10 protein-coding genes are annotated in these 13,050 nt (G+C 70.1%); 8 read left to right on the top strand and 2 right to left on the bottom strand.

Annotated elements, in window-relative coordinates:
* Positions 1-133: 133 nt before the first annotated feature.
* Together DIE08_RS15720 and DIE08_RS15715 are read right to left on the bottom strand one after the other, a co-directional pair.
* Positions 134-1,258 carry a porin gene (locus DIE08_RS15720; RefSeq protein ID WP_124902430.1) on the bottom strand — a complete coding sequence of 375 codons (1,125 nt, stop codon included), beginning with the start codon at positions 1,256-1,258 and terminating at the stop codon, positions 134-136.
* Positions 1,259-1,507: 249 nt separating this feature from the next.
* Complete coding sequence (locus DIE08_RS15715) at positions 1,508-4,201, bottom strand: LuxR C-terminal-related transcriptional regulator (RefSeq protein WP_124902429.1); 2,694 nt, start codon at positions 4,199-4,201, stop codon at positions 1,508-1,510.
* Positions 4,202-4,454: 253 nt separating this feature from the next.
* Between DIE08_RS15715 and DIE08_RS15710 the strand changes: the two genes are divergently transcribed.
* From DIE08_RS15710 to DIE08_RS15675, 8 genes are all read left to right on the top strand, one after another.
* Complete coding sequence (locus DIE08_RS15710) at positions 4,455-5,351, top strand: universal stress protein (protein WP_124902428.1); 897 nt, start codon at positions 4,455-4,457, stop codon at positions 5,349-5,351.
* Between the two features lie 33 nt (positions 5,352-5,384).
* On the top strand, positions 5,385-6,365 hold the full coding sequence (locus tag DIE08_RS15705; protein WP_124902427.1) for a quinone oxidoreductase: 981 nt from the start codon (positions 5,385-5,387) through the stop codon (positions 6,363-6,365).
* A gap of 10 nt (positions 6,366-6,375) precedes the next feature.
* On the top strand, positions 6,376-7,224 hold the full coding sequence (locus tag DIE08_RS15700; RefSeq protein WP_124902426.1) for a TauD/TfdA family dioxygenase: 849 nt from the start codon (positions 6,376-6,378) through the stop codon (positions 7,222-7,224).
* A gap of 119 nt (positions 7,225-7,343) precedes the next feature.
* A complete protein-coding gene (locus DIE08_RS15695; protein ID WP_124626226.1) occupies positions 7,344-8,399 on the top strand; it encodes a 3-keto-5-aminohexanoate cleavage protein in 1,056 nt (351 codons plus the stop codon).
* Positions 8,400-8,555: 156 nt separating this feature from the next.
* Complete coding sequence (locus tag DIE08_RS15690) at positions 8,556-9,884, top strand: MFS transporter (RefSeq protein WP_124902425.1); 1,329 nt, start codon at positions 8,556-8,558, stop codon at positions 9,882-9,884.
* Between the two features lie 22 nt (positions 9,885-9,906).
* Positions 9,907-10,482, top strand: a complete 576-nt coding sequence (locus DIE08_RS15685) for an alpha/beta hydrolase (protein ID WP_124626230.1) — start codon at positions 9,907-9,909, stop codon at positions 10,480-10,482.
* Between the two features lie 262 nt (positions 10,483-10,744).
* On the top strand, positions 10,745-11,911 hold the full coding sequence (locus DIE08_RS15680) for an ABC transporter substrate-binding protein (protein WP_059606816.1): 1,167 nt from the start codon (positions 10,745-10,747) through the stop codon (positions 11,909-11,911).
* Positions 11,912-11,960: 49 nt separating this feature from the next.
* The gene (locus tag DIE08_RS15675) at positions 11,961-13,040 is read left to right on the top strand and encodes an ABC transporter ATP-binding protein (RefSeq protein ID WP_124902424.1); all 1,080 of its coding nucleotides are present in this window, start codon (positions 11,961-11,963) and stop codon (positions 13,038-13,040) included.
* Positions 13,041-13,050 lie beyond the last annotated feature (10 nt).

The following is a 13,050-nucleotide window of genomic DNA, read 5'->3' as shown; positions in this document are numbered from 1 at the left end:
AGCACTTCGACAGGCGGGCGGGGCGCGCCGAAAACGCCCACTGTAGCCGATCCCCGCGATCGCTGCAGACGGCGGCCGCGAGCCGTGCCCGGGCGCCGCCGCACGCGCATCGCGTCGCTGCGTCGCCGCGTCGTCAGAAGTTGTGCCGCAGCCCGAGCATCGCGGCGGTCGTGCCGACGCCGGGAGCGACCGGCTGCCCGTACGCGAGCATCTGGTCCATCGTGCCGCGGTTGTTCACGTGGCCGACCTGCGCATACACCATCGTCCGCTTCGACAGGCTGTAGTCGGCCGTGAGCACGACAGCCGTCGACCGGTTCTCGGCGCGGTTGCGGTCCTTCAGGTAGTACACGGCCGAGGCGACCTGCAGCGCGGGCGTGAAGCGATAGCCGACGCCGGCCGACAGCATGTCGAGGTTCACCTTGTCCGCATGCGACGGATTCCGGCCGTTGCCGTACGACGCCGACACCGAGAAATCGCGGATCGTGTATCTCGCGCCGACGTAGACGAAGCGGTTGTTGTCGACGCCGGTCGGCGCGACACCCGGCGCCGGATTCGTGTCGTGGCCGTTGTAGTACACGGCCGACGCATTGAGCCCGTCGTTCGAATACCGCAGCACGACCGACTCGCGCGTGCCGCCCTGGAACTGCCCGGCGACGCCGCCGGGCGCGTATTCGAGCGCGATCGACGCGCCCGCGAACGTCGGCGACTGATAGACGAGCGCGTTGCTGTCGTACAGCGCGCCGATCGCGCCGTTGGTGCTCGTCCCGGGCCAGCCGGCCGCGGTGTTCAGGCCGAGCCACGCGGTCAGCACGCTGCCGAAGAACTGCGCGTTGCGCACGTCGGTGTCGGCCATCGCGTAGATCATCGGCACGATCTGGCGGCCGGCCGTGAATGTGCCGAACGGCCCCGACACGCCGAGCGACGCAATCTGGTTGAAGATCGCGGTGGCGCCCGGCGTGTCGCTCAGCTGCATCCTGCCGGTGCCGCTGTCGAACGAACCCTGCAGCTTGAAGTTGACCTTGTAGCCGCCGCCCAGGTCCTCGCTGCCCTTGATGCCCCAGAAGCTCGAATAGATGCCGCCGTCCTTCATGCGGAACACCTTGCCGGTGTTCGGCGCATTCGGGCTGAACGACGCGGCCGACGTGCTCTGGTACAGCAGGCCCGTGTCGACCACGCCGTACAGCGTGACGGAGGATTGCGCATGCGCGAGCGCCGAACAGCCGGCAAGCGCCGCGAGCGCGGCCAGTTTCGTCTTCATCGAAGTCTCCAGGATCGTAATGGACCGCACGGGATCGAGCCCGGGCGGGTGAAGCGGGGGAAGCATCGAGGCAGGCGGGAAGGCGCATGATGCGACGCCGGCGCGAGCCGTGCGGAAAGGTTACGCAACGGCGCGCGGCCGCTCCCCCCCATGCGCGGGGGGCAGGGTTGCGGAGAATCGAAGGGCGGCCGGCAGCGAGGCTGCTGTCAACGGCAGGGCCAGGCCGCTACAGAGGTGGTCAGGCGGCGTTCAAGGCGCGCTTTCGAGCAATCCGAGCACCAGCGCGCGGCGCACCGCGTGCTTGCGCGAGCTGGCGTCGAGCTTGCCGAACAGGTTCTTCAGGTGCCACTTCACGGTTTCCTCGCCGACGGCGAGCGCCACCGCGATCTCCTTGTTCGAGAGGTTGCGCGCGAGCAGTTCGAGAATCGCGCGCTCCTTGGGCGTCAGCACGACGCTCGGCACCGCGCGCGGGCTTGCCGGGCCGCGCGGCGCGGGCGGCACGATGCGCGGCTGCGGCTGCGCGGGCCGCACGGGCCCGTCGCCGGCGGGCGCCTCGTCGCCGATGCGGCGCGCCCAGTCGGCGACGGCCGGATGCAAGTCGGCGAGCGTGCGCATGAGGCCGAACATGTCCGCGAGGTTCATCGCCTCGTCGAGCAGCGCCCGGCCGCCGTGCCCGGACTGGTCGAGCGCGAACGCGCTGAGCGCCATGATCTCGATGCGCTCGCGTCCCATGCTCATCTCGCGCGCCAGCACGGCGGCTTCGTCGAGCGCCGCGCACGCATCGTCCCAGCGGCGCGCGGCCAGCGCGGCGCCCGCGTGCGCCGTCGCCTGCAGCAGCACGACGGGGCGCCGCCACAGCGGCCCGTGCGACGGAAACTCGGCCGCGGCGATCGCGTCGATCCGTTCAACGAGCGCATGGCAGGTCGCCTCGCGATAGCGCGCCGCGTGAATGCGCACCTGCTCGGCGAGACTCGCGACCGACAGGCGCGGCAGCCGGCGCGCGACACCCATCGCATCGAGCGCCTCGAGCAGGTCGATCGCGCGATGCTCGACGCCGCGCAGCAGCGCGATGCGCGCGGCGGTGCGATAGCCGAGCAGCACGGTATCGGGCGTGCCCGTGTGTTCGAGCACGTCGAGCCGGTTCGCGAGCAGCGCGGCGGCCTGGTCGACGCGGTCGGCCTCGTACGCGATCGCCGCGCACATCGCCGCGAGCATGCAGGTCAGCGGATGGCGGCGCCCGAGATCGGCTTCCGCGCGCGCCAGCGCCGGCGACAGTGCATCGTCCGCGAGCCGGATCTGGCCTTCGCGCAGGTAGCTCAGGCCCGTGATCAGCTCGCCCCAGCGCGCGACGTAGCCGAACCCGGCCGCCGTCTCGCCGCGCGGCGCGGCCTGCTGGAAGCGGCGCGCCTGCGCCGGTTCGCCGACGATGATCGCGCGCGCCGACAGCCGGTTCGCGTGCATCTGCGCGAGCCACGTCGCCGCCGGCGGCGTGAAGTCGGCCCACGGTTCGAACAGTTCGACGAAGCGATCGATTTCATCGGCGTAATACGCGGCCGCGCTGAGGATCAGCGCGCATTCGTAGCGCATCGCGGCCGGCGTGCCGGGGTCGGCCAGGATGCCCGCGATCTGGCGCTGCGCCTCGACATGGCGCTCGCCGAGCGCCAGCGCCCAGGCGACCGCGATCCGCAGCGTCGGACGCTTGTCGAGTTCCGCGTCGGGCAGCAGCGCGAGCCAGTCGAGCACGTCGTTGATGCGGCCCTGCTTGATCGCGTCCTCGAGGCAGCGCTGCGCAAGCGCGTATGCCGTGTCGAACTGGCCGGCCGCATACGCGTGGCGCGCGGCTTCCTCCGTCATCCCGTGCGCGTCGAGCCACGCGGCCGCGCGTGCGTGCAGCGCGCTGCGCTCGGCGTCCGGGCTCGCCGCGAGGCGGTCGCGCAACGTATCGCGCACGAGCGGATGCAGCCGGCACCAGTCGGAATCGTCCGACGCGATGAACAGCGGCGTGTCGCGCGTGAGCCGCGCGAGCCGGTCGGGGGCGTCTGCGTCGTCGAGCAGCGCGGCGCACAGCGACGGATGCAGGCGGTCGGCGACGCTCGTGCGCGTGAGGAACGCGGTGTCGTCGGCCGACAAATTCGCGAGCAGCAGCTCGACGAGCCGGTCGCGGGTGCCGTCCATCCGCGCGGCAAGCGCGTCGACGGCCTGTCGCGGATCGGCCGAGCGTGCCATCGCGGCCATCGCGAGCTGCAGCCCGAGCGGCCAGCCGTCGACGCGTTCGAACAGGCGCGCGCACGCGTCGGCGTCGACCCGCTGCGCAAAGCGCGCGCCGACCAGCGCGATCGTCTCGTCGAGCGTGAAGCGCAGCCAGTCGGGGCCCGCGAGCGTGCATTGCCCGCCGGCGAGCAGGTCGCCGGCCGCGTGATCGAGCCCGCGCCGGGCCGCAACGACCACCCGCAGGTTCTGCGGCGCGTTGTGCAGCACATAGGTCAGCGCGTCGAGGCCGGCGGGTGGCAGCCGCTCCGCGTCGTCGACGATCAGCAGCGCGTCGATCGACAGTTGCGCGACTTCGGCCAGCCACGCGGTCAGCCCCTCCAGCGCGCGGGCGGCACCGTCCGGAATCAGGCGCCCGAAGCCGGGCCGCGCGCAACCGGTGCGCACCGCCTGCACGAGCCCCTGCAGCAGGCGCGGTGCGTCGTCGCGCTCGTCGGCGGACAGCCACACGACGGCACGGCCCAGTGCAAGGGATTCGCGGCGCCATTGCGCGAGCAGCGAGGTCTTGCCGTAGCCGGCCGGCGCCTGCACGAGCGTGACGGGCCGCGCGTCGAACGCCGGCGCGGCAAGGCTCAGCCGCGCACGCGCGAGCAACTGCGCCGGCACGCGCGGCGCGGTCGTCTTCAGCACGAGTTCGGTGGGGGGCGCGTCGGCGCGATCGGGTGGGTGGGCCATCGGGGCAGGAGTGGGAATCCGGCGATGCCGTGCGGGCCAGCGTCCGGGGTGGGCGTGGGGGAAGGATCGACCGAACCGCGTTCGCGCGTCAATCCCCCCCGCGACGAGTGGGGCCGCACCGCCGTCCGGTCGATAGCATGGGTTCCGATGCGTGATGAACGCAACCGACGAATGCAACGAGGAGGGACCATGAACATCGTATCGACCGGCGCGCGACGCAGCGCACCGAGCGCCGGATAAGCGGAGCGGCACGATGTATCGCCATCTGCTCGTGACGGTCGACGGCGTGCCCGGCGGCATCGATGCGATCGGCCATGCGCTCGAACTGGCGCGTGCGGTCGGTGCGCGGGTCACGTTCGTGCTGTCCGCCGCCGCGCCGGACTCGCGTTTATCCGGAGCGCGGATGCCGGAACACGGTGCGAAAGTGGAAGCCGCCGCACGGGCGCAGGGCCTGTCCCATGCGATCGCGGCGGCCGGCGACACCTCACCCGCCACGCTCGCCGGCGAGCTCGGCTGCGACCTGATCGGCGTCGCGGCGCTGCCGCATGATTGCGGCGCCGCCGCAGCCGCACAACGGCGGGTGCTGCTCGCGACGAGCGGCGTACCGGTGCTCGTGTGCCCGGCGCGGCGTGCGCCGGCCGAGGCACGCGTGATGGCCCGCTGTCTCGCGGCGCATCGCGCGCTCGGCGAGCGACTGCAAGCACTGACGATGGCGAGCGAGGACCCGGACGTGGCCAGGCGGCCGACCGCCGACGCGCACGGCCCGCTGGCGGCGCTGGCATCGCTCGCGGCGCTGCAGAACGCGCGCTTCGGCGCGTCCGCCGAAGCACGACTGTTCGCTGCATTGCGCATGCGGGCGGAGAGCACCGCGGCCGAACTCGACGAGCTCAACCGCCAGCGGCGCCGCGATGCGCACGCACTCGACGCGCTGGCGCGGCTCGCCGCCGACGGGTTGCCGTCGGCCGCGTTCGATGCCGCGCTCGCCGACTACGCGCGCGGCGCGTTCGAGCAGATGGGCCGCATGGAAGGCGTGATTTTCCCGGCCGCGCGGCGCTACCTGGGCGACGCCGACTGGAACGAACTGGACACGCCCCCGGCGAGCGGCGCAGCCGCGACGACGCCGGGCGCGGACGAACCCGACGATGCGTGACGCGCATCCGACTGAATACTTACGGAGAACAAGATGGCACATGCAGTGCGATTCCACGAAACCGGCGGCCCCGACGTGCTGCGCTGGGAAGCGGTCGAAGTCGGCGAGCCGGGCGCCGGGCAGGTTCGCCTGCGGCACGAGGCCGTCGGCCTGAATTTCGCCGACACGTATTTCCGCAGCGGCCTGTACCCGGTTCCGCTGCCGGCGGGCATCGGCGTCGAGGCGGCCGGTGTTGTCGAGGCCGTCGGCCCCGGCGTGACGAACGTCGCCGTCGGCGATCGCGTGACCTACACGGGTTTCCTCAACACGCTCGGCGCGTACAGCACCGAACGGCTGATTCCGGCCGCGCCCCTCGTGAAGCTGCCCGCCGGCATCGCATGCGAAACGGCCGCTGCGATGACGATGCGCGGGCTGACGTCGGCCTACCTGCTGCGCCGCATCCACGCGTTCGCGCCGGGCGACACGATCCTGCTGCATGCGGCCGCGGGCGGCGTCGGGCTGATCGTGTCGCAATGGGCAAAGCTGCTCGGGCTCACGGTGATCGGCACCGTGTCGAGCGAACACAAGGCCGCGGTCGCCCGCGCACACGGCTGCGACCACACGATCGACTACAGCCGCGAAGACGTCGCGAAACGCGTGCGCGAACTGACGGACGGCCTCGGCGTCGACGTCGTGTTCGACAGCGTCGGCCGCGACACCTTCGAAGGCTCGCTCGATTCGCTGAAGCGGCGCGGGCTGATGGTCTGCGTCGGCACCGCGTCGGGCCCGATCCCGCCGTTCGACCCGCAGCGCCTCGCGATGAAGGGCTCGCTGTACCTGACGCGCCCGGCGCTGGCCGACTACATTGCCGATCCGGCCGAGAAGAACGACCTGGCCGGCGAACTGTTCGCGCACGTCGCGGCCGGCCGCATCAAGATCGAGATCAATCAGCGCTATGCGCTGCAGGACGCCGCGCAGGCGCATCGCGATCTCGAATCACGCAAGACGACCGGTTCGTCGGTGTTCATCGTCTGAGGAGACGCGCATGCGAGTCGAACCCCTGACCTGCGCGATCGGCGCGGAACTGCTGGACGTGAGCCTCGCCGACGCCGTGCACGACGACGGCCTGTTCGCCGAGATCCGCGCGCAGCTGCTGCGTCATCGCGTGCTGTTCCTGCGCGACCAGGACATCACGCGCGCCGAGCACGTCGCGTTCGCGCGGCGTTTCGGCGAGCTCGAGGATCATCCGGTCGCCGGCAGCGATCCCGAGCACCCGGGGCTCGTGCGGATCTACAAGTCGCCCGACCAGCCGAACGACCGCTACGAGAATGCGTGGCACAGCGATGCGAGCTGGCGCGTGGCGCCGCCGCTCGGCTGCGTGCTGCGTTGCGTCGAGGGTCCGCCGGTTGGCGGCGACACGATGTGGGCGAACATGGTGCTCGCGTACGAACGCCTGCCGGAGTACGTGAAGCAGCAGATCGACGACTTGCGCGCGCGCCACAGCATCGAGGCGAGCTTCGGCGCGGCGATGCCGATCGACAAGCGCCTCGCGCTGAAGGCGCAGTACCCGGACGCCGAGCATCCGGTCGTACGCACGCATCCCGAAACCGGCGAGAAGGTGCTGTACGTGAACGCGTTCACGACGCACTTCACGAACTTCCACACACCCGCTCGCGTGCGTGTCGGGCAGGACGCGAATCCCGGCGCTGGCCAGCTGCTGCAGTACCTGATCAGCCAGGCCTATATCCCCGAATACCAGGTGCGCTGGCGCTGGAAGAAGAACAGCGTCGCGATCTGGGACAACCGCAGCACGCAGCATTACGCGGTGATGGACTACCCACCGTGCGTGCGCAGGATGGAGCGCGCGGGCATCGTCGGCGACGTGCCGTTCTGAGCGCGCCCGCACCGTAACCGATCCGCAACGACGCAACAACGCGCCGGGCCGCCCGCCCGGCGCGACGGGATACGCACGCCCGTACACCCCGAACACAACGATTCCATCTGGAGGACGACATGCAATTTCTCGACGATTCGCTGCACCCGGAAAACCAGGACAAGGTAGTCATCACGGTCGCGCCGTACGGCCCCGAATGGATGCCCGCGGACTTTCCGGAAGACATTCCGGTGACGATGGACGAGCACGTGCAGAAGGCCGTCGACTGCTACAACGCGGGCGCGACCGTGCTACACCTGCATGTGCGCGAGCTCGACGGCAAGGGCAGCAAGCGGCTGTCGAAATTCAACGAGCTGCTCGGCCGGCTGCGCGAGGCGGTGCCCGACATGATCCTGCAGGTCGGCGGCTCGATCTCGTTCGCGCCGGAAGGCGACGGCGCGGAAGCGAAATGGCTGTCCGACGACACGCGCCACATGCTTGCCGAGCTGACGCCGAAGCCCGACCAGGTGACGGTCGCGATCAACACCGTGCAGATGAACATCACCGAGCTGATGAACCGCAAGGACATCGCCGGCACGTCGCTGAACGAAGCCGCGTTGTGGGACGCGTACCGCGAGATGACCGTGCCGGCCGGCCCCGGCTGGGTCGACGAGCACCTGCGCCGGCTGCAGGCGGCCGGCATCCAGCCGCATTTCCAGCTCACCGGCATGCACGCGCTGGAAACGCTCGAACGGATCATCCGCCGCGGCGTCTATCGCGGCCCGCTGAACGTCACGTGGGTCGGCATCGGTGGCGGTTTCGACGGCCCGAACCCGTACAACTTCATGGAATTCGTGCGGCGCTGCCCGGACGGCGCGTGCATCACGCTCGAATCGCTGATGAAGAACGTGCTGCCGATCAACACGGTCGCGATGGCGCTGGGGCTGCATCCGCGCTGCGGGATCGAGGACACGATCATCGACCAGAAGGGCAACCGGATGACGTCGGTGCAGCAGGTCGAGCAGTGCGTGCGGATCGCGCGCGAACTCGGCCGCGACATCGCGACCGGCAAGGAGGCGAAGGCGATCTACCGGATCGGCGTGCAGTACGACGGCGTCGACGAGACGCTCGCGCAGCTCGGGATGACGCCGAACCGCCGGCCGGGCCAGGTGAACGTGCCGCTGCGCGCGGCCTGACGCACCGCGCATCCGGGTGGCGCGCCAGCGCCGCCCGCCGATCGATGTGGCGCGGCACCCACCCTCGCGCGGTGCGCGAGGCAAGCTCCGACGAACGGAGCGGGGCCGCGCAAGCCGCGCCGGCGCATTGCCGCACCGGTGCCGGAGGAGACACGCATGCTGATTCATCACGTCGAGCCGTCGCTGCAGGACGTGGCGGCCACCGGGCGGCGCGCGCCGGCCTATGCCTGGCTCGTGTTCGGGCTGACCGTCGGTCTGCTGCTGTCGGACTACATGTCGCGGCAGGTGCTCAATGCCGTGTTTCCGCTGCTGAAGCACGCGTGGGGACTGTCGGACACGCAGCTCGGTTCGCTGTCCGGCGTCGTCGCGCTGCTCGTCGGGCTGTTGACGTTTCCGCTGTCGGTGCTCGCCGACCGCTTCGGCCGCGTACGCAGCATCGTGCTGATGGCCGCGCTGTGGAGCGTCGCGACGCTCGGATGCGCGCTGTCGACCAACTACGCCGAAATGCTCGTGGCGCGCGGGCTCGTCGGCCTCGGCGAAGCCGCGTACGGCAGCGTCGGCGTCGCGCTGATCCTCAGCATCTTTCCGGCGCGCCTGCGCGCGACGCTGACCGGCGCGTTCATGGCCGGCGGCGCGTTCGGCTCCGTGTTCGGGATGGCGCTCGGCGGCCTCGTCGGCGCGCATCTCGGCTGGCGCTGGTCGTTCGGCGTGATGGCGGCGCTCGGCATCGTGCTGCTCGTCGCGTATCGCTGCGTCGTGACCGAACGGCGGCTCGCCGCTTATCGCATCGAACCGTGCAGGCGTGACGCCAGCGCGCCGCGCGACCTGCGCGGCAGCATGCGCGCGCTGATGTCGGGGTTGTTCGCATCCCGTTCGGTGATCTGCGCGTACGTCGGCAGCGGGCTGCACCTGTTCGTGCCCGGCGCGCTGTTCGCCTGGTTGCCGAGCTACCTGAACCGCTATTACGCGATGGCGCCGGACCGCGCCGCCGTGCTTGCGGCCGGCTTCGTGCTGCTGTCGGGCGTCGGGATGGTCGGCTGCGGGATCGTCACCGACCGCGTCGGCAAGACCGAAGGCAAGCGCAAGTGGCTGACCGCGATCGCGTATTGCGTGCTGACGGGAGTGTGCCTCGCGGTCGCGTTCCGGCTGCCGCCCGGGCCACTGCAACTCGCACTGATCTGCGCGGGCATGCTGGTCGGCGCTGGTGCGTCGGGCGCATCGGGCGCGATGGTCGCGAACCTCACGCCGGCCGCGATCCACGCATCGGCGTTCGCAACGCTCACGCTCGCCAACAACCTGCTCGGCATGGCGCCGGGCCCGCTGCTGACGGGGTGGGTCGCCGATCGCACCGGCCTCGTCGGCGCATTGCAATGGATTCCCGCCGTGCCGCTCGCGGCCGCCGTGCTGTTCGCGATCGGACGCGCGAGCTACGCGGCCGATATCGCGCGCGTCGAACGCGAACGGCGCGCGTCACACCTTTCCTGAACCGAACCCTCCCGGAGGCAGCATGACCCTGGCGACCGCGCCCACCATCCTGATCGTGCCCGGCTTGCGCGATCACGTCGAAGATCATTGGCAGACGCATCTGCAACGGCGCCTGCCGAACGCTCGCGCCGTCGCGCCGCTCGAAGCCGACAAGCTGAGCCGCGCCGCGCGCGTCGCGGCGCTCGATGCGGCTTTGGCCGCGATCGACGGCCCCGTGATCCTCGTCGCGCACAGCGCGGGTGTCATGATCGCCGTGCATTGGGCATTGCAGGCCACGCGTGCCATCGATGGCGCGCTGCTCGCCGCGCCGGCCGATCTCGATACGCCGATGCCCGCAGGCTATCCGACACCGGATGCGCTCGACGCGCACGGCTGGACGCCGGTGCCGACCCGGCCGCTGCCGTTTCCGAGCATCGTGGCCGCGAGCCGCAACGATCCGCTCGCGCGATTCGAACGAACGCAGGCGCTGGCGGCGGGATGGGGCAGCCGGCTCGTCGATCTCGGCGAAGTCGGACACCTGAACCCGGCGTCCGGGTACGGCGAGTGGCGGGATGCGGAGCGGCTGATCGGGGAGGTGATCGCACTCCGTGCGGCCTGAGCGGTGTCTGCAACGCGCCGCGCACGATTTCACGCCGGCGCGTCCGTCGGAACCGATTTCGGTTCAGCGTCCGTTGATATACGACGTCCTAACATGCGACCTATCCGTCGCATCGACCAATCAGCAAATCCTCAACAAACGGAAGGTTTTTGTTAGGGAAATTCCCGCCCCGCGCGGGTCGGTTTTTTGTTGACCGACATCGTATAACGCCGTCATGATTTCCCGAAAGAACGGTCCCATCCACCGACCGAAGCGAGGAGACATGAACACCACCACGATCGCGCGCCGTGTCCGCCGGATCGCCCTGGCGCTGGGCCTGACGCTGTCGGCCGCGGCCGCCGTCGCGGCTCCCGTATCGCTGAATGTCGTCGACGTCGCGGGCAACCTGCAGCTCACGCAGAAGGCCATCGAGGCGTTCAAGGAGAAGAACCCGAATCTCGTCTCGAACGTGACGTTCACGAACGCGCCCGCGCCGCAGTTGCCGGGCAAGATCAAGGCGATGCAGGCGGCGGGACGCGCCGACATCGACCTCGTGCTGACGGGCACCGACGCGCTGGCCGCCGGCATCGAGCAGAACCTGTGGCTGAAGCTGCTGCCCGACAACGCGGGCGCGTTTCCCGGCGTGCTCGACAGATACGCGCCCGGCCCGCGCAAGATGCAGGACCTCGCGCAGGGCTTCGGCCTCGAAGTGACCTACATGCCGGCCGGCCCGCTGCTCGAATACAACCCGGCCAAGGTCAGCGATCCGCCGAAGACGCCCGACCAGCTGCTCGCGTGGTGCAAGGCGCATCCGAACAAGCTGATCTACGCGCGCCCCGCGAACTCGGGCCCCGGCCGCACCTTCCTGATGGGGCTGCCGTACGTGCTCGGCGACAAGAACCCGCAGGACCCGATCAATGGCTGGGACAAAACTTGGGCGTTCCTGAAGCAGCTCAACGACTGCGTGCCGTACTACCCGGGCGGCACGTCGGCCGTGATGAAGGAGCTCGGCGAAGGCACGCGCGACATGACGGTGACCGTCACCGGCTGGGACCTCAACCCGCGCGCGCTCGGCATCGTGCCGGCCGAGTTCAGGATCCAGGCATTCGACAACATGACGTGGGTCAACGATGCGCACTTCATGGTGATTCCGAAGGGCGTGGCGAAGGACAAGCTCGACGTGCTGTTCAAGCTGATGAACTTCCTGCTCGAACCGGCGCAGCAGGCGATGACCTACGACGACGGCTACTTCTATCCGGGCCCGGCGGTGAAGGGCGTGACGCTCGAGATGGCGCCCGCGCACAGCCAGGAGGTGATCAGGAAGTTCGGCCGCCCCGAATACGCGAAGCTGCTCGCGGATCGTCCGCACGTGCAGCCGCTCAACGCCCAGGCGATGGTCGCCGCGTTCCAGAAGTGGGACCGCGAGATCGGTTCGCAGAAGTCGAAATGACGCATGAACCCGCGGGCGCCGCGGCGCCCGCGCCGACGGAGTTCGCGTAATGAAGCACAGTTTCGAACGGTTGCGGCTCGACGGCGTGTGCCGCAGCTTCACCAATGCGGAGGGCGCGCAGGTCGCCGCACTGAACGGGCTCGATCTCGACATCAGGCGCGGCGAGTTCATCGCGCTGCTCGGCCCGTCGGGCTGCGGCAAGTCGACCGCGCTGAACTGCATCGCCGGGCTGCAGCCGCTCACGAGCGGCGGCATCTGGCTCGACGACACGCGCATCGACGTGTTGCCGCCCGAGCGCCGCGGCTTCGGCATGGTGTTCCAGAACTACGCGCTGTTTCCGCACATGTCGGTGCTCGAGAACGTCGGCTTCGGGCTGAAGATGCGCGGCGTGCCGAAGCAGGAAGCGCGGCGGCGCGCGCAGCAGGCACTCGAACTCGTGCAGCTCGTCGGCCACGAGGGCAAGCTGCCCGGGCAACTGTCGGGCGGGCAGCAGCAGCGCGTCGCGATCGCGCGCGCGATCGTCATCGAGCCGCCGCTCGTGCTGATGGACGAGCCGCTGTCGAACCTCGACACGAAGCTGCGCATCGAGATGCGTGCCGAGATCCGCCGCATCCACACGCAGCTCGAACGCGCGACGATCTACGTGACGCACGACCAGGACGAAGCGCTGTCGATGGCCGACCGGATCGTCGTGATGAAGGAGGGCGTCGTGCAGCAGGTGGCGTCGCCGAAAGACGTGTACACGCGCCCGCACAACCTGCACGTCGCACGCTTCATGGGCTATCGCAACGTGCTGCCGTTCACGCTCGAAGGGATGGCCGGCGACTACGTGAACGTCACCGCGGCCGGCGTGCGCATCACCGGTGTGCCGATGGCCGGTTTCGACGGCAAGGACGTCGTGGTCGCACTGCGCCCCGACGACATCGAGCGTGCGGAAGAGGGCGCCGACAACGCATTCGACGCGACCGTCGAAACGGTCGAATACGGCGGCCGCGACTCACTCATCCGCGTGATCACGCCGTTCGGCCCGATCTGGGCGCGGGTCGCCGGCGAATTCGCCGAGGGCGAGCGGTTGCGGTTGCGCGTGGCGCCGGCGCGCACGCTCGTCTATGCGGGCGACGCACCATGAACGGCCGCTG

The sequence above is a fragment of the Burkholderia sp. Bp9004 genome (genome assembly GCF_003858025.1).
GTDB classification, from domain to species: Bacteria; Pseudomonadota; Gammaproteobacteria; order Burkholderiales; family Burkholderiaceae; genus Burkholderia; species Burkholderia diffusa.
Note: the sequence above shows the minus strand (reverse complement) of the source record. Positions and strands in the feature narration are given on the sequence as shown.

Coding starts and splice junctions, on each gene's coding strand:
- DIE08_RS15720 (WP_124902430.1), bottom strand. CDS start 1,258: ATGAAGACGAAACTGGCCGCGCTCGCGGCGCTTGCCGGCTGTTCGGCG.
- DIE08_RS15715 (WP_124902429.1), bottom strand. CDS start 4,201: ATGGCCCACCCACCCGATCGCGCCGACGCGCCCCCCACCGAACTCGTG.
- DIE08_RS15710 (WP_124902428.1), top strand. CDS start 4,455: ATGTATCGCCATCTGCTCGTGACGGTCGACGGCGTGCCCGGCGGCATC.
- DIE08_RS15705 (WP_124902427.1), top strand. CDS start 5,385: ATGGCACATGCAGTGCGATTCCACGAAACCGGCGGCCCCGACGTGCTG.
- DIE08_RS15700 (WP_124902426.1), top strand. CDS start 6,376: ATGCGAGTCGAACCCCTGACCTGCGCGATCGGCGCGGAACTGCTGGAC.
- DIE08_RS15695 (WP_124626226.1), top strand. CDS start 7,344: ATGCAATTTCTCGACGATTCGCTGCACCCGGAAAACCAGGACAAGGTA.
- DIE08_RS15690 (WP_124902425.1), top strand. CDS start 8,556: ATGCTGATTCATCACGTCGAGCCGTCGCTGCAGGACGTGGCGGCCACC.
- DIE08_RS15685 (WP_124626230.1), top strand. CDS start 9,907: ATGACCCTGGCGACCGCGCCCACCATCCTGATCGTGCCCGGCTTGCGC.
- DIE08_RS15680 (WP_059606816.1), top strand. CDS start 10,745: ATGAACACCACCACGATCGCGCGCCGTGTCCGCCGGATCGCCCTGGCG.
- DIE08_RS15675 (WP_124902424.1), top strand. CDS start 11,961: ATGAAGCACAGTTTCGAACGGTTGCGGCTCGACGGCGTGTGCCGCAGC.